This is a genomic window from Limosilactobacillus pulli (assembly GCF_947381555.1).
Taxonomy (GTDB): Bacteria; Bacillota; Bacilli; order Lactobacillales; family Lactobacillaceae; genus Limosilactobacillus; species Limosilactobacillus pulli.
The window spans coordinates 23,081-46,530 of sequence record NZ_CANCWQ010000014.1 but is presented as its reverse complement, the minus strand read 5'-3'; the positions used below and the strand labels follow the sequence as shown (position 1 = coordinate 46,530).

Sequence of the window (23,450 nt, the reverse complement as noted above, 5' to 3'; positions counted from 1 at the left end):
TGCAAGCACAGATCGAGGCACTTGTCATGACGAATAATCTAGCAAAATTTGGAATGTTACAAACTAGCAATTGACGTGTTTTTTTATATATTCTGACGATGCAAAAGATTCCCAACTATGCAGTCCTAAGAGCACAAGGAATCCCAGCAGCCTATCTGATCGGGGCAACGATTGATCAGGCTGTGGTTTTGATGGTCAGCGGTACGCTTGGCGCCTTGCTGCTGATGATTGCTTCCAAGGCAGTTATGCCAAGCTCGGTACCAATGCTGATCAACTGGCCACTGACTGGGATCCTGAGTCTGGCATTGGTCGTTTTGGGCGTTGCCGGTTCATTGCTGCCGGTCCGCATGATCAGTCGAATTGACCCATTAGATGCAATGAGATAGAGGTGAGCAGGATGACGGCAATTGAATTAAAAAATATTAACAAAGACTATGGGACTGGCATCAGTAAGGTTCAGGTACTTTCAGACGTCAGCTTCAAAGCACACAGCGGCGAACTAAGCTTGATTTTAGGGCCCTCTGGATCAGGCAAGAGTACTTTTCTGACGATTGCTGGTGGTCTGCAGCGGCCAGGTATTGATTGATGGCCAAGATATCAGTCAATTTTCAGAAAAGCAGCGGGATGAGATTCGCTTAAATCAAATCGGTTTTGTGCTTCAGTCTTACAATCTGCTTTCCTATCTGAGTGTTGCGGATCAATTTGCCTTGGTTGATCGTGTTCATAGAGGAAACCTTAGTTCGGATCGGCTGGAAAAACTGTTGCAGGAACTGGGTATCGATCAGCTTGTCAATAAATATCCCGATGAGCTTTCGGGAGGACAGAATCAGCGGGTCGCTATTGCTCGGGCGCTGTATACCGATCCAGCAATTATCCTGGCTGATGAACCAACAGCTGCTTTAGACAGTAAGCGGGTTAAGGTCGTAGGGCGCTTGATGAAGGAAATGGCAAAGCGGTATGACAAGGCAGTGGTCGTTGTCACGCACGATTTGCGGTTAAAGGATTTTGCCGATCGCATCTATCAGATCATGGATGGCAAGATGACTGAGCAGCTGCTGAATGCTTAGATAACTGCTAATTTTATGCTAAAACGCATTATGCCGGTCAACAACTGGAGTAATGCGTTTTTGATTTTAATGCTGATAAGAATAATTGCCCGAATAGACTGGATCTTTTACAATTTGAGAGACAGCTTTTGAAGATAATAAAGTATAAGGAGTTTTTTATGGCATATTTGGAGCTTCATGATATCCATAAGTCATATTTCCTGGGAAAAGAAGAGTTTCCGGTTCTGAAAGGAATCGATCTTGAATTTGAACGGGGAGAATTTGTCTCAATCCTTGGGGAATCGGGGGGCGGCAAATCGACGCTGATGAACATTATTGGCGGCTTGGATCGTGAATTTGATGGTGAAGTCATTGTTGATGGTCAAAAATTGGATCATCGACAGGAAAAACAGATGGATAACTATCGGCGGGCGACGATTGGCTATATTTATCAAGCCTATAATTTGATCACGCATCTGACGGTTTTGGAAAACGTGCTAATTTCTTTAGATATGACGGATCTATCAGCAGAAGAACGAAAAAAACGCGCTGTGTCTTTATTGGAACAGGTTGGGTTAAAAGATCAGCTGCGTAAGTATCCACATCAGCTTTCCGGTGGGCAAAAACAGCGAGTTGCGATTGCCAGAGCCTTAGCCAGTGATCCACAAGTCATTATTGCTGATGAACCAACCGGGGCCTTGGATCGTCAAAATACGCAAGAAGTTCTGGAGCTGCTGGATGGCATCGCCAAAGATGGTAAGCTCGTCATTGCGGTAACTCACTCGCAAGACGTTGCCAATCATGGAACACGGATCGTGCATCTGGCAGATGGCAAAATCGATGGTGATCAGCGGCTGCGACCGGCCTATGTGCTGCCAAAAAGTCCTACGCATCTTAATTCGCGATCGCTGCCGGCATTAGCCAGTTTTAAAACGGCTTTTAAACATTTTAAATATAACTTTTGGCGCAATTCACTGATCATGCTGGGAACGGCAATCGGTTTGTTTGCAGTGCTGCTGTTCAGTGGCCTGGGCAATGGCGTTAATGGCTATATTGAAAATCAGATCAATTCGTTAGCCAATCCGCAGGTCATTACGGTTCTGCGCAATACCAGCGGTAAAAAAATGAATCAAGATCAGCTGCAATCTTCCATGCAGAATATGGCAGCCAATCCCCAGTCAATGTTTATAAAAGCCTCAGAGCTTAAACGGCTGCAAAAACTCACTGGCGTATCTGGCGTTCAGCCAGGCTACTCGATCGCTGCTTATAAGATCACTTATCAAAACAAGATTCAAAGTGGGACCAGTCTAAACAGCTGGAGCAAGGCCTACACTACCCATTCCATCAAAAAAGGCCACGTACCACATGCCAATCAGATCATTTTAAACAAGCAGCAGGCCATTCAATTAGCAGGAGCCAAGCATTATCAACGCTTGCTTAATCAAAACGTAACGATCACGTTTAACTGGGTTAATACTGCTGGTCAGCCGACGCAGTCAACGCGAACGGTTAAGGTAGTTGGCTTTACGTCTGGAGTTTCGGCGACTACAGCGATGAGCTATCAAACCATCAAGAGCATGCTTACCGAAAGTGGAGCATCTACGCAGCCAAACTATGTCGCGGTCAGCGTCAGGTCGTTGAATCAGGTTGACAAAGTAGCTGATAAAATCAATGATCTGCGTGATACCAAGACCAATAAGCGCATCTTGGGCGCAATTACGGTTGGTTCTATGCTCAAGACCGTCAATACCTATGTTCAGCTGGCTACGATCGTTTTAGCTGCAATTGCTGGCATCTCGTTGTTGGTATCGGCCTTGATGATCATTGTAACGATGTATATGTCGGTTTCGGAACGAACCAAGGAGATCGGCGTGCTGCGGGCGCTTGGTGAGCGCAAGGTAGACATCAGACGTCTGTTTACGGCTGAGTCGCTGTTCATCGGCTTTTTTGCGGCAATTCTGGCGCTGGTGCTGGCCTATGGTGCTGAACTGATCCTGAATCATGGGCTGTACCATTTGATCAAATACGATATCGTTCAAATTTCACTGGGCAACGTCTTGTTTGCCTTTGCAAGCGCCCTGCTGATTGCCTTTTTAGCCGCTTTGATGCCGGCCAGACGAGCTGCCAAATTAAATCCGATCAAGGCATTGGCTGCCGATTGATTGCATAATATGCAGGTGTGATTAAAAAAGCTCAATAAAAAACGATGAGCTGCTTTTAAGTGTTGGCAATTCATAGTATGATAAGAGCAATGAATTATTATGCATGCTGGAGGTAAACAATGGATCGAAAAGAAAGACGCCAACTGATTCAAGAACTGGTAACGCAGCAGCGGATCAATACGCAGCATGACCTGCTTGCAATGCTGGCTGAGCATGGCATTGATGCTACCCAGGCTACGATTTCGCGAGATATTCATGCGCTAAACATCGTCAAGGTTAGTGACCAGCATGGGCATACTTACTATTCGATTTTGCATACTCATGCGGATGAATATCAGCGCCTCTTCGATGGGATCAGCCATAACGTGGAAAAAGTCACCAACGTCCAATTCATCAATGTCATTCAAACGACATTGAACTCCAATTATGCAACCGTGCTGGCAGGCTTGTTCGACAATGCTCAGCTGCCTGAGGTTGTCGGTACGCTGGCCGGTAACGACACGCTTTTAACCATCAGTAAAAATAATGAGGATGCCCAGGCCATCAATCGCTTGATCAAAGAGCACATGACCGAAGACTAAAGCAAAAGCGCACCGGATTATTTTCGGTGCGCTTTTTTATGACGATTTAACGATCTTTTCAGCATGACTAACCACATCGGCAATCAAGGTCATAACCTTGGGATCTTGTAAATGATAGATGATGGTCTTGCCATGCCGAACCTGCTTGACCAGTCCATATTTGCGCAGCAGCTGCAGCTGATGGGAAACGGCTGATTGCTCCCAGTTCAGTGCTTTACTGATTTCAGAGACGCTCATTGAATGCTGAATCAGCAAATACAGCAGCTGCAGTCGTTTAGGATGTCCCAAAAGCTTAAATAAACGACTGATTTCATCCAGATCTTCGATTTCCATTGAACGGTAATTGATCACGACACCACTTACTTTCTCGGTAACGAATATTTAAACGTTATGCTTTCAATAATAGGTCGTTGCCATTTAAATTTCAAGCAGCGCGAAACGGTGTGTTAAGCGCTAAATAATTTTGATAAAACAGCCAGTCGGAGATGAATCCGACTGGCTGTTAAGTGTAAATGCGATGAATTACAGGCTCAGCTTCTGGCCAACGAAAATGACGTTTGGATCGCTGATGCCGTTTTGCTTGGCCAATGTCCGCCAGTTCAAGCCATTAGCCAAAGCGATGCCGTAAAGTGTGTCGCCGGACTTGACCGTGTAGCTGCCGCTGCTGGTTGAAGAAACAGTTTGAGAGCTGGCGGCGGTTACATTCGCGCTGACCTTGATTACCTGACCCACATAAATGTCATTTGGGTTACTGATGCTGTTGGCTGATGCCAGTGCCTGATAGGTGGTACCGTATTTGGCAGCGATGGCAGACAGCGTATCACCAGCCTTAACCGTGTAGGAAGAGGCAGTCGTTACAGTGTTGTTTGCAGAAGAACTGGTTGAACTGCTGGTCGAGGCATTTGAGCTGACTTTAAGTACTTGACCGACATAAATCAGGTTTGGATTGCTCAGTGAGTTCAGTGAAGCCAGCGTGCTGCTGGAAGTACTGTAGCGAGATGCAATGGCAGACAGCGTATCACCAGCTTTAACGGTATATGTACCAGCAGTCGTTGCAGCGGTTGATGACGATGTTGCCGATGACGAATTGGTTGTCTGGTTGTTTTTAAGCTTCAAGACTTGACCAACGTAGATCAGATTTGGATTGCTCAACTGATTAAGCAAAACAATCTGGTTAACCGTCGTATTATGTTGGCTGGCAATGGTAGACAGCGTGTCGCCTGATTTAACAGTGTAGCTGGCAGCTGATGCATCCGTATTCGTTGTAGCAGAACTGGACTGACTGGAAGAGCTGGAGTTTGAGCCGCTGTTTTGGTTAACCAACAGACGCTGTCCAACATAAATCAGGTTCGGGTTGGAAATACTGTTCAGTTGGGCTAGCTTGCTGGAAGTTGTGGAGAACTTCAAGGCAATTCCAGACAGCGTGTCGCCGCTTTGAACGGTATAGTAGCCGTTGGAGCTGTCGGCATTGCCGCTGTTAGAGTAGTTATAGTCATTCTTGTTGTTGATAACGGGCTGCTTGCCAGAAAAGGCAATGTTGTCAAGCTGAGTCAGATTGTACATTTCCACCAGCTTGATCAAAGATGAGGCATATGATGGATCGGTAGCATAGCCATCTGCCTGCAGCTTGCGTGCTACGCTGGTGTAGGACTGGTCGCCCAGCAGGTTGGCATAACGACTGTTGCTGTACAAGAAGTTGCCGTGATCCTTAACTGATTCGGAGTTGTTGGCATACTTGCGGAAGTTGTCGTATATGTAGTAGCTTTGACCATTGTAGACCTCACGTGTCTGCATCGTAACATATTGACCATTATAGCTGCCTTTGATCCCAAACAGGTTGTGGGCTGAAGTAGAAAGACCAGACTGCCCCCAGCCGCTTTCCAAAATTGCTTGGGCAACGGTAACGGAAGGCAAAACGCCATACTTGGTCCAACCATTGATCGCGCCTTGCGCAACGCTTTCGATAAAGTTTTGCGACTTGGCATTGCTGCTGAAGTAAAGCGAACTCAGGTCAACCTGATTGCTTTGAGTACTTGCACTGGCTGCAGCCAGTGTCGTCGTTGCAGCAGACTCGACTACTTGACTGGCAGTAGATTCGGCAGTGCTTGACTGGCTGGCAGCGGTACTTGAGCCGGCACTGTTAGCAGATACAGCAGCAGATTCGGCCTGAACTGCGGTGCTGGCAACAGCGCTGGCAGTCGATGCAGTGTTTGTTTCAGTGGTGTTTTGTGAGGCAGTACTTTGAACGTCTGCTTCATTAACCTGACTGGCAGCGGCACTGGCTTGACTAGCTTGCGAGCTGGCAGCTGTAGCGCTGCCGTCAGCTTCCTGGCTGGCATCAGAACCGTTGGCATTGCCAGAAACGGTAATCTGATGCGTGGTCTGGTTGGTCTTTTGATCGGCATGGGCAACCGAGGCGCCCGCCGTCAGCATGGTTAAAGCGGCGATGCTGGCAAAGACCCATTGCCGGCCGCTCTTGTACATCTTATAATGCTGATGTGTTTCGTCGATGATTGGATTTTTCATACGTGAGCATACTCCTTTAAAAACTAGCTGATCAGTGGTTAAGTCGGCTATATCGGCTATATATGTTAGAATTTATATTTTTTAATAATTCGTTAAGAATAGCAGCTAATTAAAAAGTAGCATTCACAACGGGTTACGTCAATTAATTTTTAAATGAAAACGACTAAAATCTACTATAAATTAATAGACTTTTATGCCTGAGAAATTTCTTCACTGATCGCAATATTAAACAAAGAATCACTTTTTGATTATTAAAAGTATGAAAATAAGATTTGAGTGCCGCGAAAGCGATTCAAATCTTTTTTGATAAACGATTGACAAAAGAAACTAAAACAAGTTAAAATAATTCTCGATGAAATTGATAAACGTTTATCAATCAGTTTGATGAAGCGTTAAATATATTTGTAGGGGAAAACAACATGGACAACAAAAAGTCAATTATGACGAAACTGGCTTTCTTGTCGGTTTCTTTCATGGTGACCAGTGCGTACGCGATTCAGGGATCGCTGCCACAGTTGAAGGCGGCTTTGCACATTACGCAAACGCAGTCTGAATACCTGGTTACGACACCATCTTTTGCCGTTATGATCTTTGTGGTACTTTCACCGCTGCTGCAATCGTGGTTCCACATTTCTGACAAGAAGATCATCATGCTGGGGGTCTTCATCGTTGGTCTGGCTGGGCTGGTGCCAATGTTTGTCAGCAACTATGGCATCGTCTTGGCATCGCGATTAGTCTTGGGGGCTGGTTATGGTCTCTACAACTCGCAGGCCATTTCGATGATCTCAGTTTGGTATGAGGGCAATGATCGAGCTCAAATGCTAGGCTGGCGGGCGGCTGCCGAACAGATCGGTCAAGCCACGACCCTGTTTATTGCCGGTCTGCTTTTGAGCTTGATTGGCTGGCGGCAGTCATTTCTGGTCTACGCACTGGCCTTCTTGGTACTGCTTTTCTTTGCCGCTCGCGTTCCGGACGACAGCAAGGTAGAAGCAGCTGAGGAGAAGGAAGAAAAACAAGAAGCAGAATTGAAAGAAGCCATTGAAGGCGAAGGTAAGGGCAAGATCAGTCCCGTCGTCTATCTGCTCATTTTGTTTGCCTTCCTGTTGGTTGTTGACTATGTCGGCATGGAAAACCGTTTCTCTGGGGTAGCAGTAGCCATTAAGGGTGCCAGCTACACCGGTTCTTCCAACTTCTTATCGCTGATGCTGATTGGAGCAACGCTGGGTGGTTTGTTCTACGGCTCGATTAAGAAGGTTATGGGATTCGGGACGGTTTACTTCGGTCTGATTCTGATGGCAATCTCGAACTTCCTGTTTGCCTATGGTGCCAGTCACCGCAGTTTTATGATGCTGGTAATCGGTCTGCTGTTGATCGGGTTCCCATTGCAGCTGGTCTCTCCTTTGATCTTTAACCTGCTGCCTGATCTGGCACCGGCTGAGCGTCAGCCGCTGATTACTTCAATGGTTCTGATCGGTTTTAACTTTGGGGCCTTTTTCTCACCAACGATTGCTGAATGGACCAATCACATCATGGGCCGGCCACAAGCCGGCTTGGACCTGGCAGCACCATTCGTGCCATACGGAATCGGCCTGTTGGTAATTGCCTTGGTTATCTTTATTGCAACTCGTCGTCAAGCTAAGAAAAACTAACTTACATTTTTGGAGGATTAAACATGCCAATCAAAAACAAAGCCATGCTGATCACCTACTCTGACTCACTGGCTAAGAACATCAAGGAAACGCACGAAGTCTTAAACGAATACATCGGCGATGCAATTGGCGGTGTTCACCTGCTGCCTTTCTTCCCATCAACCGGTGACCGTGGTTTTGCACCATACGACTACACGGTTGTTGACCCTGCCTTTGGTAACTGGGCCGATGTTGAAGCATTGGGTGAAGAATACTACTTGATGTTTGACTTCATGATCAACCACATTTCCAAGAAGTCGGTTATGTACCAAGACTTCAAGAAGAATCATGACGACTCCAAGTATAACGACTTCTTTATTCGTTGGGAAAAGTTCTGGGCAGCTGCTGGTCCTGACCGTCCAACCAAAGAAGACGTTGACTTGATCTACAAGCGTAAGGACAAGGCCCCAATGCAAGAGATCAAGTTTGATGATGGTTCCGTTGAGCATCTGTGGAACACGTTTGGTGAAGAACAAATCGACATCAACGTTAAGAGCAAGGTTGCCCAAGAATTCTTCAAGCAAACGCTGACTGACATGGTTAAGCACGGTGCCGACCTGATTCGTCTGGATGCCTTTGCTTACGCTGTTAAGAAGATTGGTACCAACGACTTCTTTGTTGAACCAGAAATCTGGGATCTGCTGAATGAAGTGCGTGAGATTCTGGCACCATACAACGCTGAAATTCTGCCAGAAATCCACGAACACTACACGATTCCTGAAAAGATCTCGCAGCACGGCTACTTTGTATATGACTTTGCACTGCCAATGACGACGCTGTACACTCTGTACTCCGGCAAGACCAACCGTCTGGCTAAGTGGCTGAAGATGAGTCCAATGAAGCAGTTTACGACGCTTGACACGCACGATGGGATTGGTGTCGTTGATGCACGCGATATTCTGACTGATGAAGAAATCGACTACGCTTCTAACGAATTGTACAAGGTTGGTGCCAACGTTAAGCGTAAGTACTCATCAGCTGCCTACAACAACCTGGACATCTACCAGATCAACTCAACGTACTACTCCGCATTGGGCGATGACGACCGGGCATACCTGCTGGCACGTGCCTTCCAAGTATTCGCCCCCGGTATCCCAATGGTTTACTACGTTGGTCTGCTGGCTGGCTCCAATGACTTGGAACTGTTGGAAAAGACTAAAGAAGGTCGGAACATCAACCGTCACTACTATACTAAAGAAGAAGTGGCCAAGGAAGTTCAACGTCCAGTCGTTGCCAACCTGCTGAAGATGCTGAGCTGGCGTAACGAATTTGCTGCCTTTGATCTGGATGGCTCGATTGACATTCAAACGCCAACCGAAACGACGATCACGATTACTCGTAAGGACAAGGATGGCCAAAATGTTGCCGTTCTGGAAGCCGATGCAGCCAACAAGACATTTAAGATTACGGCTAACGGCGAAACGGTTATGGAACAAAACTAATAAAGGTCTGTTTTAGTCAACCTGCAGAATAGTTCACAAAAATCGCATCAGCCTTAAGCTGATGCGATTTTTTATTTAAAGAACTAACGAATTGTTGCAGATTGGTCTATAATAGTAGGACAATCATTTCAACGAGGTCAGAGATATGGTAGCTAAACTAAAAGACGTCGCTAAATTGGCTGGCGTCTCAGTCACGACGGTTTCTCGCGTTATCAATAATTATGGATCATTGAGCGAGAAAACCATTAATAAGGTCCACGAGGCCATGCGTGAGCTGAACTATCAGCCCAATGCACTGGCACGTGCGATGCAGGGCAAGCCATCCAAGTTTATCGGCTTGATCTTCCCTAACATTATCAATCCGTTTTATGCAGAGCTGGTAAATGATCTGGAGTATCGCCTGTTTGCCAAGGGTTACAAGACGATCATTGCCTCATCAGCACAGAATCCGGATATTGAGCATGACTATCTGGCAATGCTGATGGCCAATCAGGTTGATGGCATTATATCAGGTTCTCATAATTTGGGAATCGAGGAGTATCAGCGCATTAAAGCACCAATTGTATCGTTTGACCGTTACCTGGCCGACAATATTCCGATCGTATCAGCTGACAGCTATCGTGGCGGTCAGATGGCAGCAGAATATCTGATTTCCAAAAACGTCAAGCATCCTGCAGTTCTGATTGATGAAGATACTTCGGTTTCACCAACGTTGAACAGGGTTCAGGGAGCTGTCGACTGTTTTGCTGCGCATCGAATTGAATATGTACCATTGGATGCCAAAAAGACGGATCTTCAGGCAACTTTTCCTGGGAAATATGATGGCGTGGTGGCAACCAATGACGTTGATGCCTTAAAGATTATCCACTTGGCTGTCAGAGCCGGCAAGCAAATTAACAAAAATTTCCATGTTACGGGATATGACGGCTCAAAAATGATTCGTGAGTTGTCACCGGAACTGCCAACGGTTCAGCAGCCAACCGCCGCATTGTCGGAGCTTTTGATTGATACGCTGATGAAGCGCATTAAGAATCCTGCTGCTAGATTAAATCCCCAGCCATTGATGGTTGATTTTCATTATCCAGAGATCTAGCAGGACTGCGGATTGATCATAACGGGCTTATTTTGGCCGTTTAAGGCTATATATAAATAAAAAAACGCGCCTGTCTAAGACGCGTTTTTTATTAGTGCTTAGCCTGCATGAAGCGCCGCAAAAGACTGGCTTCTTCATCCGTAGCGTTATCGCTTTGAGATTTGATGTCATGAACGCGTTCAACCGACATTTGACTGCCAAATGCGACCTGGTTGTCGGTCATTTCGTGGATCCGTTCAAATTCAATGATTTCTGCTGCAAGATTGTTGACTGGTTCGCTCATTAAAACTTTCTCCCTTCCTGGTCATCATTCATAATAACGATGGCTGCATACGTACGATATTACAATATTTATTGTAAACTTTTCTTTTCGTAGATGCTAGAAGGCTTGAATAATCTTTACGATTCCAATCACGATCAAGTAAAAAGAAATCAGCCCAACCATGGTAATTGCCGAAAGCATTGGTGAGAAGAGCAAAACTACGCCGATAATCAGTCCCAGAATGTCGAGGATAAACAAAAGCCAGTAGTAGCCGACGTTTAGCTGACGGAAGAAGCCAGCAATCGTCAGCTCATTGGCAGATCCGATGATGAACCAGAGTGCGAAGACTACGGCGATGACGGTAGTGCCGAAGTTTTGATATACCAAAAAGACGATCCCCAAGATAATGTCTAAAATACCGGTACCGAGCAGCCAACCGGAACGATAGCCGAGCCACTCCTGCATCTTACTGCGGGCCCAGAGCTCGTAGATTCCCAATAGCAGCAAGCCCACGCCAACTAAGATGCAGAGCAGATGCAGCGATTTGTCTGGGTGCATGATTGAAACGCAGCCCAATACCACCAGTACGATTCCCAAAAGCAGACTGGCCCAGTCAAAACGCTTTTTGTATCCGTCCATTTCCATAATCATTACCCCCTTAGAAATCGGAATGCAAACATATCATGGATAATTGCAAAATTATAAAGAGACAATAACTAATCAAATGTTAACTACACTAGCCACATCACCACTTTTATGGGTGAAAACGTTTTTATTTATACTTCTATTGTAACTTATTTTATTAATAACGGCATGAGAAATAAGGAACAATTGCCGCAATGTGTTACAATTTATGTATAGATTTTTTTGTTGTCTGACGCACGAATACGGTCATTGATTTAGGAGCAAAAAATTATGAATTGGAACTGGTTGGGATGGCTGCTTTGGATCGCGGCCATTGTTTTTATGATCTGGGTTACTCACTACATCCGCGTCAAGCAACTGATGCTGATTGCCAAGACGAAGCATCGTTTTGACAAAAAATTGTTTGTACGTTACGTAGTGCTGGTCGTCTTGGCGATTGGCTGGTTAGGCGGTATGGCATATTTATCGTTTTTCCGGCGCGTTTCATATGACGATACTCAAGCCGTTAAGATAACGACTGAATATGAGGCGCTACAGCTGAACAGTCAAGACAACGATTACTACTACGTGATTGCCAAGCATGCCCAGGGCGGTACGCGGCCGATCGTTTCCTACACCTACTGGACGGATAATGCCAAGATGACGACTGATGCGCGGGGAACCACGATCGTTGACAGTGATCGACTGGTTACCGGACAGGCAGTCGGCTATCCTTGGAATATGAAAAAGCTAAAGGCCTATGACTCAAAGACGGGTCATGCTTTTGTTGCCGTAATGACGATCAAATATCGCGATACGATCTTAAACGGGATGGGCGTTCGCTGTGGCAAGCTGGCTGATACGCATACTCTGATCAGAATTCCGGCTGCTAATATGGTTGATCAAAAAAAGTAAATAAATAAGTGGGTTTGTCAAGGCAAATCAACTGATTACATGATATAGTAAAAGGTGGATGCTAAAATTGCGACAGTGCAATGGCGAGCACACGATAAAAGGCGATGAACGACGCCTCGATCGCGAAGATTTGAACGATCAAAAGCTCACGGTAAGCGTGGGTTAAGTTCAGTAATTAATAAAAGGAGTACTTAGTACAATGATTCAAACGATTGATTTGAAAAAGGGCATGGTTTTTGAACGTGGCGGTAAGCTGTTGAAAGTTTTGCAAATCAACCACCACAAGCCAGGCAAGGGTAACACGTTGATGCAAATGGACATCCAAGACGTTCGGACTGGCTCCATTGTGCACACGACGATGCGTCCTTCCGAAAAGGTTGAACAAGTCAACGTCGACAAAAAGAATGCTCAATACCTGTACGATGAAGGCAACACGGCGGTCTTCATGGACATGGAAACCTACGAACAATACGAAATCAGTGATGAACAGCTGACTGAAGAAAAGAAGTACTTGGTTGAAAACATGCAAGTGCAAATGGACTTCGTTGGCAGCGAACTGGTTGGTATCGAACTGCCAACGACGGTCGTTCTGACGGTTGAACACACGGAACCAATGATCAAGGGTGCCACGATCGATGGTGGTGGCAAGCCTGCTACGATGAGCACTGGTCTGGTTGTCAACGTACCAGCCTTCATCAAGAACGGCGACCAAATCGTTGTCAACACGATGGACGGCAGCTACAAGTCACGGGCCTAACTAAGATTAAAAAACGATTCGTCAAAGTGCGAATCGTTTTTTTTTAGCTATTTTTGATCAGAGTGGGATTCATGCTCGTCAATCCAATAGGTTCCCATATCATCGGCAATGATTACGCGACCGGCATATTGTTGACCCTCATTTTTAGTCAGCCCCAGCTTGTTAAAGGCAAACGTAACGGTTAGATCGGCCTTGACAGCAGTGCCCATGATCTCACCGGTATCGGTATTGATCCCTGATGGCATGTCCACGGCGACTTTGGCAGCTTTTGAATCGTTGATGGTGTTGATGACATCGACATAATGTCCTGCAACCGGCCGATCAATACCAATCCCAAAAATCGCGTCAACGATCAAGGTTGCATCGTTTAAGACGCTTGGATCGTTAGTCTCTGGAATGCGATAGTATTGGCAGATGTGGTCTTGCACCTGATGTTCTTTTGAGGCATGGTCAGGATTGCCCACATTTAGAATCGTTACGTTGGCCCCGGCAATTTTTAGCATGCGTGCAACTGCCAAGCCATCGCCGCCATTGTTGCCGCTGCCGGCCACGACGACGACATGTTTCAGATAGATCGGCAAGGCATTGAGAATCTCATCACGAACGGCTAAGGCAGCGCGTTCCATCAAGACCAGCGAAGGAATACCAATTTGTTTGATGGTGTAGGTATCGCAGCGTTTCATCTGGGCTGCAGTGACGATTGGTTTTTCCATAAAATCATCTCCAAAATCCGGTTTCTTTTAGCGTACCACTTTATTGGCTCAACCTAAAAGCGTACACTAAACATACTTAGATAAATGAGGTGAGCCTAATGGATTTAAATGCATACCTGCCATATTTCAAGAGCATGATTGATCGTAAAATCGGCTGGACCATCAGCGATCCAGAAGATGGCATCGTACGTGTGGGCTACCCGCTGTATGATAAACCGATGCTGGAATTTATGCGTCGATTCCGCGCCAGTGCTGAATATGATCCGCATTATCGCAAGACGCTGCGCGCTGCTCGTATCAAGCCGCACGTCAATGAAAAAACCGTTGCCCAAGTCTTAGAGTCAAATGATGTCAGACTAATTGGCGCAATGGTCTCTTTGATTGTTGACTGGGAAGAGGTTGAGGAAGGAACCTGGGCCCAGGCGCTGCAGTCTGGTGAGATGTATAATCTGACCAAGCGCTTGGCTGAGTTGACCAAGTCCCAGCCGGTTAACAAAGAATAGGGGAACTGCAATGAGCAAAAAGGATCAGTATCCCGTCAGCCGCTACACTGGGCTGCCCGTTAAAGATAATGGCAATGGCGGCTATCAGCTGCACTATGATGCTAGTGGTCAGATCAGACTGCATACCTGGCGAACGGGAAAACATACCAAGGGAAAATTTCGGCATGTCGGTCAACTGATGATGACGGAAAATGGGTTAATGGTTATGATTGTCAAAAGCGAGCCGATGGCATTCAAGGATCGTCACAGTGAAGTACCGTTGGGGAGATTTCTTTCTGTCGATGCTGATGAGACAACCATTAATAAAGGACTGCAGATTTTGGATCAGCAGTCATAAAAAAGGCGCAGTCGTTAGGACAACGATTGCGCCTTTTTGAACAAATTGAATCAACCGCGTTAAAATGGTTATAGATTTAGCATCTGCTTGATCAGTTCGGTTAAAACAACGCCTTGATTATGCTCGCGGTCTTTGGCGCCGTAAAGCAGAATCACATTGTCAGACTGTAGATGAGCTTTGACGTCTTCCATCAGCTTCAAAAAGGCGGGGTTGTCAGCCAGCTCTTTTAAATAGCGTTCTTTAAACTCACCGAACTTTTCGGGATCATGGCCAAACCATTTACGCAGCCCTTCACTGGGGGCTGAATCTTTGGCCCAGTTGTTTAAATGAGCGTTTGCTTTGGAGATGCCGCGGGGCCAGCGCCGATCGATCAGGATGCGCCAGCCGTCCAGATCAGCTGGCTTATCATAAATGCGTTCAAGCTTTAGTTCATTCAATATCGTTCACCTCAAGTAAGATGGATTCTACGTCAATTAAAACACTTTTTAGGGATGGTGTCGCATGCTTTCAGAATATCAAAAGTTTTTTACGGGACGCCCAACGCCACAAATAGCTAAAGATCTCTTAGGACGACTGCTGATCTTTCATGGCCTCCAAGGCGATGTTGGCGGCTGGATCGTTGAAACCGAAGCTTATGTAGGTGAACAGGACTCAGCCTCGCATGCTTTTGGCGGTCGTCGAACTGATTATTCCGAATCGCTGTATGGCATGCCAGGGGATCTTTATATTTATCAGATTCGCTCTCATTACTGCATCGATATCGTGGTACAGAATCAAGAAGAACCACAAGGAGTTTTGATTCGGGCAATCGAGCCGGCAGTTGGCGTGGAGCAGATGATCAAGAATCGTGGCCAGGATGGTTTTAATCTGACCAATGGACCAGGTAAACTAATGCAGGCACTGGGTATCCAGTCGCGCTCAATGGATGGTCAGCCAATGGAAAGAGCTAAGCTAAAGGTTGACTTAAAAGCAGAGCGTCATGTACCTCAAAAAATCGAAGCTGGCCCACGGATCGGCGTCAATGCCAAGGGTAAGGATGCCCTAAAGCCCTATCGCTTTATCGTGGCCGGTAATCCATACGTTTCCAAGATGAAGCGACGTGATGCAGATGATTTAACGCATGGTTGGAGGAATTGAAATGTCACTTAGCTATCAACAAATGAAAATTGCCGTTCCATTGGTAATCAAGGCTGGCAATGTTCCCAGCATTGTCGGTGAAGCGGGGATTGGCAAGTCAGCACTGGTTGAAGAGATTGCTGATGAAATGAATGCCAAGCTTTATACTACGGTCGTCAGCCTATCAGAAAAAGGAGATTTGGCGATTCCAGTGCCACCGTTGACCAATCGATCGTTTGTAGCTACGCAGCATTACGGTACGCTGGCCAATGTTCAGTTTGGTTATTCAGAGACGCTGGTAGCAATCGTCAAGCAGACCGAGGCTCATCCAGATCAGCCAATCATCTGGTTTTTAGATGAGTTCAATCGTGGTACGCAAGCAGTTCAAAGCGAACTAATGAATTTAGTATTGCAGCGGCAGGTCAACTCGCTGAAGCTGCCAGATCAGGTTCATATCGTCATTGCCGAAAATCCCGACAGTACGATGGAAAACTTTGCTGACAGCGATTATGGCGTTACGACTGGAGATGCCGCCATTCGTGACCGAACCGTGCGATTAGTCATGAAGGCGGCTGTTGATGACTGGCTTAAATGGGCCCGGCAGATTCAACCAGATGGTCAGCCTCGGATTCATGAACTGGTGGCTAAGTATATTCGCCTGCACCCAAATCTTTTGGCACCAGCTGATCATGAAAAAGACCTTTATCCAACACCGCGATCCTGGGCACGGGTTTCTGGCAACCTAAAACAACTGGAGCAGTTGGCTGAGAACGTTCAGGAGACGTTGGCGGCGGATCTGTTTAGTGGTGATCTGGGGTCCGAGGTTGGTGCAGCTTTTGCTAAATTTGTTGCTCAAAAAGGTCAGCAACTTTCAGTCGCCGATTTGATCGATCATTCAACGCAGCTGCAGTTTGTTGCTGAAGTCGATCGTTTGACGGCGGTCAGACAGTGGACCAAAGAACTGACCAAGTATCCAATCACTCAATATCCGGCTCAATTTAAGAACTGTCTGTACGCGCTCAGTCCGGACGGTCGCTTTGCCGTGGTTCAAGAACTCGGTGAGCAAGAGGCAGCAGTTGATCAGATTAAGGAACTTTATCAGGCAGCTAATGAAAACCCAGGCGGCGATGCTGAACAGCTGTATCGTCTGTTGGAGAAAATTACCGTTGAAGCTGGTGATTAAATGACTGATTTAAATGAAGCCGCTAAGCAACGACTGACCAAGGCCGTTGTTCATCTGCTGACAACGCAGCGCTTGAGTGGTGAGGTGCTGTTGGAGATGCCCCGCACTAAGAATCAGGATCTGGATGCGCCAGTTGGTCTGGCTTGGCAGGACAATCAGTTGGTCTTGGAATATAACGATCAACAGCTCAGTGAACTGTCTACGGATCAATTAAATGTCAGATTGCAGCATGAGGTGCTCCATGCCATCTGGCAGCATCCATTGCGCTACGTTAGCAGTACGCATCCAAGAAAAGTAGCGCTGGCAACAGATATTGCCGTTAATCAGTATCTGAAGACGCCGCCACAAGGAACCATGACTTTGGCCGATTTGGAAAAGCTGCTGCAGCGACCTCTGGCAGCACATCGAGACTCCAGGTATTATTTACGCGTCTTGACGCATTTGACACCAGCTGAAAAAGGGCGAATTGAAAAAGCCTGGGGCAAGCTTGAAGATGATGATGAAAATGAGCATCAGCGTAATGAAAAAAAGGCTGGCAAGGCTCAAAAAGCCGCGGCCAGTCATCAAGGATGGCAGACGGATCAGTCGGTTGATAATCCCGATCTGCAAAAAGCACGCTTGAAGTCATTGCTTACTAAGGCCTGGGAAAGTCTCAGCCAAAAGAACCGTGGCCTGCTGCCAGGCGAGATTCAGGCCGAATTGGAGCGCTTGACGCATCCGGAGCCATTGAACTGGCGGCAGCTTTTGATTCGGCTGTTGGGCAAAATTCCAAGCGGTAAGCAGGATACCAGAGCCCGTTTTAATCGACGGCAACCGCTCAGAATGGAACTGCCAGGTCAGATTGATCGTTTAAATGTTGATATCTATGCATTTGTTGATAATTCCGGATCAATGAGCGATCAAGAGGTAGCCAACGTTTTGACGCAGCTGCAGTATTTGGCAGCTCAATTGAACTTACAGGTAGAAATCGTACCTTTTGATGCCAAGGTGCATGATGAGGGCGTTACGCGTCTTTTACCCGGCAAAAGCGTATCTTATTGCCGAACCGGTGGCGGTGGAACTTGCTTTCAAGCAATCTTTGACTGGCTGCAGCAAAATCATATCGATCGTCAACAGGCAACGATCGTAATTTTGACCGATGGCTGGGGTGAAAGCGAGCTCAATGTTCATGGCTATCGTAATGTTTTATGGCTGTTGAGTACGGAAAGCGAGTTGTCGGTCAAGAGTCCACAGATGCGTTCCGTTAAGATTGGGGGAAATTAAAATGAACGAATATTCATTGCTGCCGCCAAGCTATATGCTGGCAGCTATGAAACATGATCAGACGTTTCAGCATGCCGCGGCATTGCTCCATGATGACTGGGATCCAAATGAGGGCGGCCTGTTTCGCGAAATGCTGCAGGTAGCTGATATCGAAATGGCGCGTGCTCTGCAAAAAGCAGGGATGATCAAGGGAAGCTGGCAGCTGGATGACTATGGCCAGGTTAAGGATCTTTTGGCCCTGCATGCAGAATGGTTCTCACCAGCGGCCCGCAATACGCTGCTGGCACCATTTGAATAAAATCAGCTGATAATTTTGTTTCACGTGGAACCAAAAAATTGTTATGATGTCTGCATTAAGAATATGGATGGAGTGATTAGATGACGATTGATATGGCAAAGGCCAAAGAAGACCTTTATGAGGCCGTCAACGGCGAATGGCTACAAACAGCCCAGATACCGGCTGATCGACCAGCAACCGGTGGCTTTAACAGTCTGGTTGATGATATTGATAAAACGCTGATGGATGATTTTGATGCTTTTTTATCCAAACAAAAGAGCAGTCAGGATCCCCGCTTTAATGAGATGATCAAGCTGTATGGATTAACTAAGGATTTTAAGCGTCGTGAGCAAGAAGGCACGGCCCCATTAAAAAAGGCCCTGCAGCCGCTTGAAAGTCTGCAAAGCTATGCCGACTATCAAGAACACTGGGCCGAGCTGCTGCTTAATGGAATAGCTTCACCAGTGGTATTTGATATTGATGCCGACATGAAGAATGCACGCGTCTATGCCTTGTTTGCCGGAGCACCAAGTTTGATCCTGCCGGAAAAGAATTATTATGATCCGAAAAATCCTCAGGGCCCACAATTGATGCAGCTTTGGACATCAATGATGACGACGCTTTTGGATAAGCTGGGCTATGAAGAAAAAGCAGCTCAAAAACTGATTGAAGAAACCAAGCGATTTGATGCCTTACTGGTTCCACATGTCAAGAGTGCAGAAGAATCGGCTGACTACAGTAAGATGTATAATCCACAGTCGCTGGCAGAATTTGCAGGTCATACCAGTCAGTTGGATCTGGCCGCCGTGGTTGAGGAATTGGTGGGGGCCGAACCAGACAAGGTTATCGTAACGGAGCCTAAGTATCTGGAAGCACTGGATCAGATTTTGGCTGGCCATTTTGAATGGTTCAAGAGCTGGCTGTTGATTAATGCAATCAGTTCAATGGCTGGCTTTTTGACTGATGAGCTGCGTGAAATCAATGGCCGCTATAGTCGGGCGCTTTCTGGCGCCAAGCAGCCAGCTGATCAGCGCAAGTTTGCCTATCGTCTGGCACGTGGCACGTTTGATCAGGTCGTTGGCGACTATTACGGTAAAACTTATTTTGGGCCGCAAGCCAAGGCTGACGTACACCATATGGTTGAGCAGATGGTCAAGATCTATCAGCAGCGGTTGGCCAAGAACGACTGGCTGAGTGAAAAAACCCGGACCAAAGCAGTCCTTAAATTAGACAAGCTGGGAATTCAAGTTGGTTATCCCGACCAGATTCCAGCGCTTTATGATCAATTAAAAGTTGATGCTCACGCTACGCTGTTGGAAAACATGATTCAATTGGGCAAGACAGCAACCAAAGAGATGTTTGGTCGCTGGAATCAGCCGGTTGATCGTCTGCGCTGGGAAATGAGCGCGGCTACGGTCAATGCCTACTATCACCCATTTAAAAACATCATCGTGTTTCCTGCGGCAATTTTGCAGGCACCATTCTACAGCCTTAAACAGACCAGCAGTGAAAATTATGGTGGGATCGGTGCGGTAATTGCTCATGAAATCTCGCATGCCTTTGACAACAACGGGGCGCTGTTTGATGAGTACGGCAATCTTAATAATTGGTGGACCAAGGCAGATCTGGATCATTTTAAGCAATTGGCTCAAAAGATGATTGCTGAGTTTGATGGCTTGCCATTTGCTGGGCAAAAGGTAAACGGCAAGCTAACCGTTTCAGAAAATATTGCTGACGCGGGCGGCTTGAGCTGTGCTTTAGCCGCTGCTAAAGAAGAAGCTGACTTTGATGCACGGCAGTTTTTCATCAACTGGGCTCGGATCTGGCGGATGAAGGCAACCGATCAGTACATGCAGCTGCTGCTTTCAATTGACGTGCATTCACCAAACAAGCTGCGGGCCAACGTGCAGGCGCAAAATCAAGACGAGTTCTACCAGGCATTTAACGTCCAGGCGGGCGATGGTATGTATCTGGCACCCGAAAAACGCGTCAACATCTGGTAGGTGAGATGCATGGCCAAATCAATTCAAGTTGAGCAAGGCGATATTACCACGTATCAAGTTGATGCCATCGTCAATGCCGCCAATACAACGCTGATGGGCGGTGGTGGTGTTGATGGAGCCATTCATCGTGCTGCTGGTCCGGCACTTTATGCAGCCTGTGACCAGTTTCATGGCTGTCCGACTGGTGAGGCGCGGATCACGCCAGGCTTTCAGCTGCCGGCTAAATACATCATCCATACGCCTGGTCCGATTTGGCATGGTGGCGGGCATGGTGAGGCAGAGCTATTAAGCAGCTCATACCGTAATAGTCTGCAGCTGGCGGAGCACTATCACTGTCGAACGGTTGCTTTTCCATCGATCAGTACGGGTGTCTATGCGTTTCCCGTTGAGCAGGCGGCAGCCATCGCGATTAAAACGATTCGTGAGTTTTTGGCCAACAGTCACTGGGTTCAGCAAGTCATCATGGTGGCTTTTGATCCTGCAACCAAAGCAGCTTACCAAAAAGCTCTGTCAATATGAAAGAAGACCCCTGGTTGGACAAGCCAGGGGTCTTTTTGAAACAGAGTAGAAATCAGTATGGTGTAGGTTAAAGTGACTGAACCTGAGCGGACGATTCAGATTCAGTTTCCCACTTATCCACAAGATATTGTGGATAAGTGGGGATGTCTGTGGATAACCCACAATATCTTGTGCCACTAACCTGCAACGTCATTTAGTATAACGAGATCAAAATCAGTTCGCAAGCTGCAAGTCTCCGATTGATCAACTGACTATTTCAGATTAAACCGCTCAATCAAGCCTTAAGCCAGCCAAAGAAATTTTATGGCATTCCTACTGATACGGATTTGACTTAATTGACTTCATCGGGGTTAACTTTAACGGAAACAATCTTAACCCGGTATTCTCCTTGAGGTGCCGCAACCATTGCAAAATCATCGACACCCAGACCAGTAATTGCCTTGCCAAGTGGTGAGTCAAAAGCCAGCTTACCTTTTAAGATATCGGCTTCCTGGCGGCCAACCAGCGTATAGGTCTCGGTCTCATCATCATCGTCATACTGCAGCTCAACCGTGGATCCCATGCCGACTTTGCCCGTATCTTTAGGAGTGATGACCTTAGCATAAGTCAGCTGCTTGTTTAGATAGCGCAGTCGGCTTTCTAGGTGCCGCAGCTCCCGTTTAGCAGTACTGTACTCAGTATTTTCAGAAAGATCGCCCAGTGCCCGAGCGGCCTTGAGACGAGTAATTTTTTCGGGGCGCTGCTTTTTAAGGGTTTCAATTTGATCTTCAATTTGGCGGTAGCCAGCAGCTGTCATTTCTTGATAGTAGAAGTCTGGTACCTTGATTTTTTTGGATGGCATTTGATTTCCTCCAATTTTATAAGCTGTAAGCGAACGTGTGTACTAAGTAATTATGTTATGATAGTTAATGAAATTCAAGTTGAAGCAACAGGAGTGAAATTTTTGATGGATTATCAACAGAATCAGGCCCACGTACAAGCATTCTTAGTCGACGCGGCGTTTGATCGGTTGTCAAAAAATCAACAGGAGCATGCACAAAGTATTTTGCAGCAGGTTAATCAACTGATGGCAGATCGTCACCAGCTCGACGACTGCCATTGGACGAGTGCAGCGCTGGCAGCTGTTTTGGATCATGAACTGTACCAGGATGGTCAGGCATCATATCGTCAGGTGATTTCGACAATCCCGGTTTTAAAAGCCTACCAGAAGTTTTTAAAAACTGATCAAGAAAAAGAACTAGTGCAGACCATGGACGAGCATCGCAAGACTATGCAGGCCAATTGGAAAGCAGCTGCTGATAAGTCGGATACCAAACCAGCAGCAAAGACGCCACGGAAATGGACGCCAGAAAGCTATCTTGCCTGGCAAAAAACAATGGTTGCTGTGGCGCCTGAGTCGAATCTGCTTAAAAATGTTGAGGGATTGGATGAGACCGATAAGCAGTATCTGATTGATGAGTTTTTGACCTTGATGAATCAAGAAGCACATCAATGGCCTGATACATGGACCTTTGATGCTTTGCAGCAGGTCTTGGGAATGACGATGCCGCTTGATCCACATATCAAACCATATCAAATCGTTAGAATCGTAGCCTTGTTTGATGCCTTTTTTGCCTATCTGCATCAGCAAAACGATCTTGACGATAATCAGTATCAATTGGCTAAGCGAACGCTTTTGCATATGCAGCCGGCCCAAGAAGCCCTGGCCTCGCTGAATCGTAAGGATCGTTTGACGCAGCTGGTAATGTCTTTAGCCCAGGCAGAAGGCGTTGACACCAGCAATTATGAAAATGCCCAGAGGTGGATGGCTACGCACCGAACGCTTTTGACCAGCTTTGTAGGGACGATCATGCATCCATGGCGTGATTACGATGCGCGTGAACAAAACAATGAGATGGCCAAGCGGGTGGCTGAAAAGAAAATGGCACCGCAAGCCTCAACCGTTAAGAACGCAAAAAGCAAAAAACACCCACCAGTCGGCATTTCATTTCGAAATCGGCGTCAAAAGAGTCGTCGCAAGCATTAAGCCAAGGGGGATTTTTTATGAGTATTCAGATTCCAGAAAACATGGAAGAAGTTGCAATGAAGATTGCGCAGTACCAGGTTCATGGTCAGCATCTGGAAATGGATGACGTCATTAAGGATGCCGTGCGCGATACCTTGCAGGAGTTTATGGATGAGGCCTTAGAGGGTCATTATGACGATGTTGCCTGGGCAGGCGAAAATCTAGTGGTAACCGACATCATGGGTGAAAAGATTGGGATGGCTGCGCCAATTCGTGACAGCTTTATTGAAGACTTCAAGACCGATGCTGATGAATTGGTACTGCGTTTGGAACAGCAGGCAGCTCAGATCGTTGGTGGCCGCTAAGCTGCAGCAGTCAACAATATCTTGACATGACCTTAACTAATGACGAGGAATCTTGCTAAGCAGTTGGATC

25 protein-coding genes and 1 pseudogene are annotated in these 23,450 nt (G+C 46.6%); 19 read left to right on the top strand and 7 right to left on the bottom strand.

Going from position 1 to position 23,450, the window contains the following annotated elements; all coding sequences use genetic code 11:
- The first annotated feature begins 89 nt into the window (after positions 1–89).
- The 4 genes and pseudogenes from QOS03_RS05775 to QOS03_RS05760 all read left to right on the top strand — a co-directional run bounded on the left by QOS03_RS05775 (position 90) and on the right by QOS03_RS05760 (position 3,789).
- Entirely contained in the window at positions 90–386 is a 297-nt protein-coding gene (locus QOS03_RS05775; RefSeq protein ID WP_326520888.1) for an FtsX-like permease family protein, read from the top strand.
- Positions 387–397: 11 nt separating this feature from the next.
- A pseudogene (locus QOS03_RS05770) lies at positions 398–1,067 on the top strand (ABC transporter ATP-binding protein).
- A 158-nt stretch (positions 1,068–1,225) separates the two neighbouring features.
- Positions 1,226–3,208: an ABC transporter ATP-binding protein/permease gene (locus tag QOS03_RS05765; protein WP_283575677.1), complete on the top strand. Its 1,983-nt coding sequence runs from the start codon at positions 1,226–1,228 to the stop codon at positions 3,206–3,208.
- Positions 3,209–3,327: 119 nt separating this feature from the next.
- On the top strand, positions 3,328–3,789 hold the full coding sequence (locus QOS03_RS05760; protein ID WP_006500851.1) for an arginine repressor: 462 nt from the start codon (positions 3,328–3,330) through the stop codon (positions 3,787–3,789).
- Between the two features lie 36 nt (positions 3,790–3,825).
- Here the strand turns inward: QOS03_RS05760 and QOS03_RS05755 are convergent, their stop codons facing one another.
- Entirely contained in the window at positions 3,826–4,122 is a 297-nt protein-coding gene (locus QOS03_RS05755) for an ArsR/SmtB family transcription factor (RefSeq protein ID WP_169461672.1), read from the bottom strand.
- Between the two features lie 189 nt (positions 4,123–4,311).
- On the bottom strand, positions 4,312–6,315 hold the full coding sequence (locus QOS03_RS05750; RefSeq protein ID WP_283575676.1) for a LysM peptidoglycan-binding domain-containing protein: 2,004 nt from the start codon (positions 6,313–6,315) through the stop codon (positions 4,312–4,314).
- Positions 6,316–6,734: 419 nt separating this feature from the next.
- On the opposite strand from QOS03_RS05750, the gene QOS03_RS05745 reads away from it, so the two are divergent.
- The 3 genes from QOS03_RS05745 to QOS03_RS05735 all read left to right on the top strand — a co-directional run bounded on the left by QOS03_RS05745 (position 6,735) and on the right by QOS03_RS05735 (position 10,538).
- Positions 6,735–7,964: an MFS transporter gene (locus tag QOS03_RS05745; protein ID WP_283575675.1), complete on the top strand. Its 1,230-nt coding sequence runs from the start codon at positions 6,735–6,737 to the stop codon at positions 7,962–7,964.
- 23 nt (positions 7,965–7,987) lie between these two features.
- The gene (gene gtfA / locus QOS03_RS05740; protein ID WP_272215874.1) at positions 7,988–9,445 is read left to right on the top strand and encodes a sucrose phosphorylase; all 1,458 of its coding nucleotides are present in this window, start codon (positions 7,988–7,990) and stop codon (positions 9,443–9,445) included.
- Between the two features lie 145 nt (positions 9,446–9,590).
- A complete protein-coding gene (locus tag QOS03_RS05735) occupies positions 9,591–10,538 on the top strand; it encodes a LacI family DNA-binding transcriptional regulator (protein WP_272215873.1) in 948 nt (315 codons plus the stop codon).
- A 91-nt stretch (positions 10,539–10,629) separates the two neighbouring features.
- Here the strand turns inward: QOS03_RS05735 and QOS03_RS05730 are convergent, their stop codons facing one another.
- On the bottom strand, positions 10,630–10,821 hold the full coding sequence (locus QOS03_RS05730; RefSeq protein ID WP_283575674.1) for an LBP_cg2779 family protein: 192 nt from the start codon (positions 10,819–10,821) through the stop codon (positions 10,630–10,632).
- A 96-nt stretch (positions 10,822–10,917) separates the two neighbouring features.
- Positions 10,918–11,451, bottom strand: a complete 534-nt coding sequence (locus tag QOS03_RS05725; RefSeq protein ID WP_283575673.1) for an HdeD family acid-resistance protein — start codon at positions 11,449–11,451, stop codon at positions 10,918–10,920.
- 264 nt (positions 11,452–11,715) lie between these two features.
- On the opposite strand from QOS03_RS05725, the gene QOS03_RS05720 reads away from it, so the two are divergent.
- Both QOS03_RS05720 and efp read left to right on the top strand, forming a co-directional pair.
- Entirely contained in the window at positions 11,716–12,339 is a 624-nt protein-coding gene (locus QOS03_RS05720) for an LVIS_2131 family protein (RefSeq protein WP_283575672.1), read from the top strand.
- 199 nt (positions 12,340–12,538) lie between these two features.
- Entirely contained in the window at positions 12,539–13,096 is a 558-nt protein-coding gene (gene efp / locus QOS03_RS05715; protein ID WP_169461592.1) for an elongation factor P, read from the top strand.
- A 47-nt stretch (positions 13,097–13,143) separates the two neighbouring features.
- Here the strand turns inward: efp and QOS03_RS05710 are convergent, their stop codons facing one another.
- Complete coding sequence (locus QOS03_RS05710) at positions 13,144–13,809, bottom strand: NAD(P)H-hydrate epimerase (protein WP_283575671.1); 666 nt, start codon at positions 13,807–13,809, stop codon at positions 13,144–13,146.
- Between the two features lie 98 nt (positions 13,810–13,907).
- Between QOS03_RS05710 and QOS03_RS05705 the strand changes: the two genes are divergently transcribed.
- Entirely contained in the window at positions 13,908–14,312 is a 405-nt protein-coding gene (locus QOS03_RS05705) for a DUF6508 domain-containing protein (RefSeq protein WP_283575670.1), read from the top strand.
- A 10-nt stretch (positions 14,313–14,322) separates the two neighbouring features.
- Positions 14,323–14,649 (top strand): DUF7671 family protein, encoded by a 327-nt coding sequence (locus QOS03_RS05700; protein WP_283575669.1) that lies wholly within the window; start codon positions 14,323–14,325, stop codon positions 14,647–14,649.
- A 68-nt stretch (positions 14,650–14,717) separates the two neighbouring features.
- On the opposite strand, the gene QOS03_RS05695 is transcribed toward QOS03_RS05700, so the two are convergent.
- Positions 14,718–15,086 (bottom strand): DUF488 domain-containing protein, encoded by a 369-nt coding sequence (locus QOS03_RS05695; RefSeq protein ID WP_283575668.1) that lies wholly within the window; start codon positions 15,084–15,086, stop codon positions 14,718–14,720.
- A 64-nt stretch (positions 15,087–15,150) separates the two neighbouring features.
- On the opposite strand from QOS03_RS05695, the gene QOS03_RS05690 reads away from it, so the two are divergent.
- The 6 genes from QOS03_RS05690 (at position 15,151) to QOS03_RS05665 (ending at position 21,010) form a co-directional block, all read left to right on the top strand.
- Positions 15,151–15,786, top strand: a complete 636-nt coding sequence (locus QOS03_RS05690; protein WP_283575667.1) for a DNA-3-methyladenine glycosylase — start codon at positions 15,151–15,153, stop codon at positions 15,784–15,786.
- Between the two features lies 1 nt (position 15,787).
- A complete protein-coding gene (locus QOS03_RS05685) occupies positions 15,788–16,948 on the top strand; it encodes an ATP-binding protein (protein ID WP_283575666.1) in 1,161 nt (386 codons plus the stop codon).
- Positions 16,949–18,211 (top strand): vWA domain-containing protein, encoded by a 1,263-nt coding sequence (locus tag QOS03_RS05680; RefSeq protein ID WP_283575665.1) that lies wholly within the window; start codon positions 16,949–16,951, stop codon positions 18,209–18,211. It abuts the gene before it with no gap.
- A gap of 1 nt (position 18,212) precedes the next feature.
- The gene (locus QOS03_RS05675) at positions 18,213–18,509 is read left to right on the top strand and encodes a hypothetical protein (RefSeq protein ID WP_283575664.1); all 297 of its coding nucleotides are present in this window, start codon (positions 18,213–18,215) and stop codon (positions 18,507–18,509) included.
- Positions 18,510–18,589: 80 nt separating this feature from the next.
- Complete coding sequence (locus tag QOS03_RS05670; protein ID WP_283575663.1) at positions 18,590–20,491, top strand: M13 family metallopeptidase; 1,902 nt, start codon at positions 18,590–18,592, stop codon at positions 20,489–20,491.
- Between the two features lie 9 nt (positions 20,492–20,500).
- Complete coding sequence (locus QOS03_RS05665) at positions 20,501–21,010, top strand: O-acetyl-ADP-ribose deacetylase (protein ID WP_283575662.1); 510 nt, start codon at positions 20,501–20,503, stop codon at positions 21,008–21,010.
- A gap of 331 nt (positions 21,011–21,341) precedes the next feature.
- Here the strand turns inward: QOS03_RS05665 and greA are convergent, their stop codons facing one another.
- Positions 21,342–21,851 carry a transcription elongation factor GreA gene (gene greA, locus QOS03_RS05660; RefSeq protein ID WP_283575661.1) on the bottom strand — a complete coding sequence of 170 codons (510 nt, stop codon included), beginning with the start codon at positions 21,849–21,851 and terminating at the stop codon, positions 21,342–21,344.
- A 105-nt stretch (positions 21,852–21,956) separates the two neighbouring features.
- On the opposite strand from greA, the gene QOS03_RS05655 reads away from it, so the two are divergent.
- Together QOS03_RS05655 and QOS03_RS05650 are read left to right on the top strand one after the other, a co-directional pair.
- Positions 21,957–23,036 carry a hypothetical protein gene (locus QOS03_RS05655; protein ID WP_283575660.1) on the top strand — a complete coding sequence of 360 codons (1,080 nt, stop codon included), beginning with the start codon at positions 21,957–21,959 and terminating at the stop codon, positions 23,034–23,036.
- A 17-nt stretch (positions 23,037–23,053) separates the two neighbouring features.
- Positions 23,054–23,380, top strand: coding sequence for a hypothetical protein (locus QOS03_RS05650; RefSeq protein ID WP_272208814.1), 327 nt, complete (start codon positions 23,054–23,056; stop codon positions 23,378–23,380).
- Positions 23,381–23,450 lie beyond the last annotated feature (70 nt).

What these genes read in the sequence shown, in the direction of transcription:
- QOS03_RS05745 (WP_283575675.1), top strand. Translation starts at nt 6,735, where the DNA reads ATGGACAACAAAAAGTCAATTATGACGAAACTGGCTTTCTTGTCGGTT.
- gtfA (WP_272215874.1), top strand. Translation starts at nt 7,988, where the DNA reads ATGCCAATCAAAAACAAAGCCATGCTGATCACCTACTCTGACTCACTG.
- QOS03_RS05760 (WP_006500851.1), top strand. Translation starts at nt 3,328, where the DNA reads ATGGATCGAAAAGAAAGACGCCAACTGATTCAAGAACTGGTAACGCAG.
- QOS03_RS05710 (WP_283575671.1), bottom strand. Translation starts at nt 13,809, where the DNA reads ATGGAAAAACCAATCGTCACTGCAGCCCAGATGAAACGCTGCGATACC.
- greA (WP_283575661.1), bottom strand. Translation starts at nt 21,851, where the DNA reads ATGCCATCCAAAAAAATCAAGGTACCAGACTTCTACTATCAAGAAATG.
- QOS03_RS05765 (WP_283575677.1), top strand. Translation starts at nt 1,226, where the DNA reads ATGGCATATTTGGAGCTTCATGATATCCATAAGTCATATTTCCTGGGA.
- QOS03_RS05755 (WP_169461672.1), bottom strand. Translation starts at nt 4,122, where the DNA reads ATGGAAATCGAAGATCTGGATGAAATCAGTCGTTTATTTAAGCTTTTG.
- QOS03_RS05700 (WP_283575669.1), top strand. Translation starts at nt 14,323, where the DNA reads ATGAGCAAAAAGGATCAGTATCCCGTCAGCCGCTACACTGGGCTGCCC.
- QOS03_RS05750 (WP_283575676.1), bottom strand. Translation starts at nt 6,315, where the DNA reads ATGAAAAATCCAATCATCGACGAAACACATCAGCATTATAAGATGTAC.
- QOS03_RS05650 (WP_272208814.1), top strand. Translation starts at nt 23,054, where the DNA reads ATGAGTATTCAGATTCCAGAAAACATGGAAGAAGTTGCAATGAAGATT.
- QOS03_RS05680 (WP_283575665.1), top strand. Translation starts at nt 16,949, where the DNA reads ATGACTGATTTAAATGAAGCCGCTAAGCAACGACTGACCAAGGCCGTT.
- QOS03_RS05690 (WP_283575667.1), top strand. Translation starts at nt 15,151, where the DNA reads ATGCTTTCAGAATATCAAAAGTTTTTTACGGGACGCCCAACGCCACAA.
- QOS03_RS05670 (WP_283575663.1), top strand. Translation starts at nt 18,590, where the DNA reads ATGACGATTGATATGGCAAAGGCCAAAGAAGACCTTTATGAGGCCGTC.
- QOS03_RS05655 (WP_283575660.1), top strand. Translation starts at nt 21,957, where the DNA reads ATGGATTATCAACAGAATCAGGCCCACGTACAAGCATTCTTAGTCGAC.
- QOS03_RS05725 (WP_283575673.1), bottom strand. Translation starts at nt 11,451, where the DNA reads ATGATTATGGAAATGGACGGATACAAAAAGCGTTTTGACTGGGCCAGT.
- QOS03_RS05685 (WP_283575666.1), top strand. Translation starts at nt 15,788, where the DNA reads ATGTCACTTAGCTATCAACAAATGAAAATTGCCGTTCCATTGGTAATC.
- QOS03_RS05665 (WP_283575662.1), top strand. Translation starts at nt 20,501, where the DNA reads ATGGCCAAATCAATTCAAGTTGAGCAAGGCGATATTACCACGTATCAA.
- QOS03_RS05730 (WP_283575674.1), bottom strand. Translation starts at nt 10,821, where the DNA reads ATGAGCGAACCAGTCAACAATCTTGCAGCAGAAATCATTGAATTTGAA.
- efp (WP_169461592.1), top strand. Translation starts at nt 12,539, where the DNA reads ATGATTCAAACGATTGATTTGAAAAAGGGCATGGTTTTTGAACGTGGC.
- QOS03_RS05720 (WP_283575672.1), top strand. Translation starts at nt 11,716, where the DNA reads ATGAATTGGAACTGGTTGGGATGGCTGCTTTGGATCGCGGCCATTGTT.
- QOS03_RS05735 (WP_272215873.1), top strand. Translation starts at nt 9,591, where the DNA reads ATGGTAGCTAAACTAAAAGACGTCGCTAAATTGGCTGGCGTCTCAGTC.
- QOS03_RS05705 (WP_283575670.1), top strand. Translation starts at nt 13,908, where the DNA reads ATGGATTTAAATGCATACCTGCCATATTTCAAGAGCATGATTGATCGT.
- QOS03_RS05675 (WP_283575664.1), top strand. Translation starts at nt 18,213, where the DNA reads ATGAACGAATATTCATTGCTGCCGCCAAGCTATATGCTGGCAGCTATG.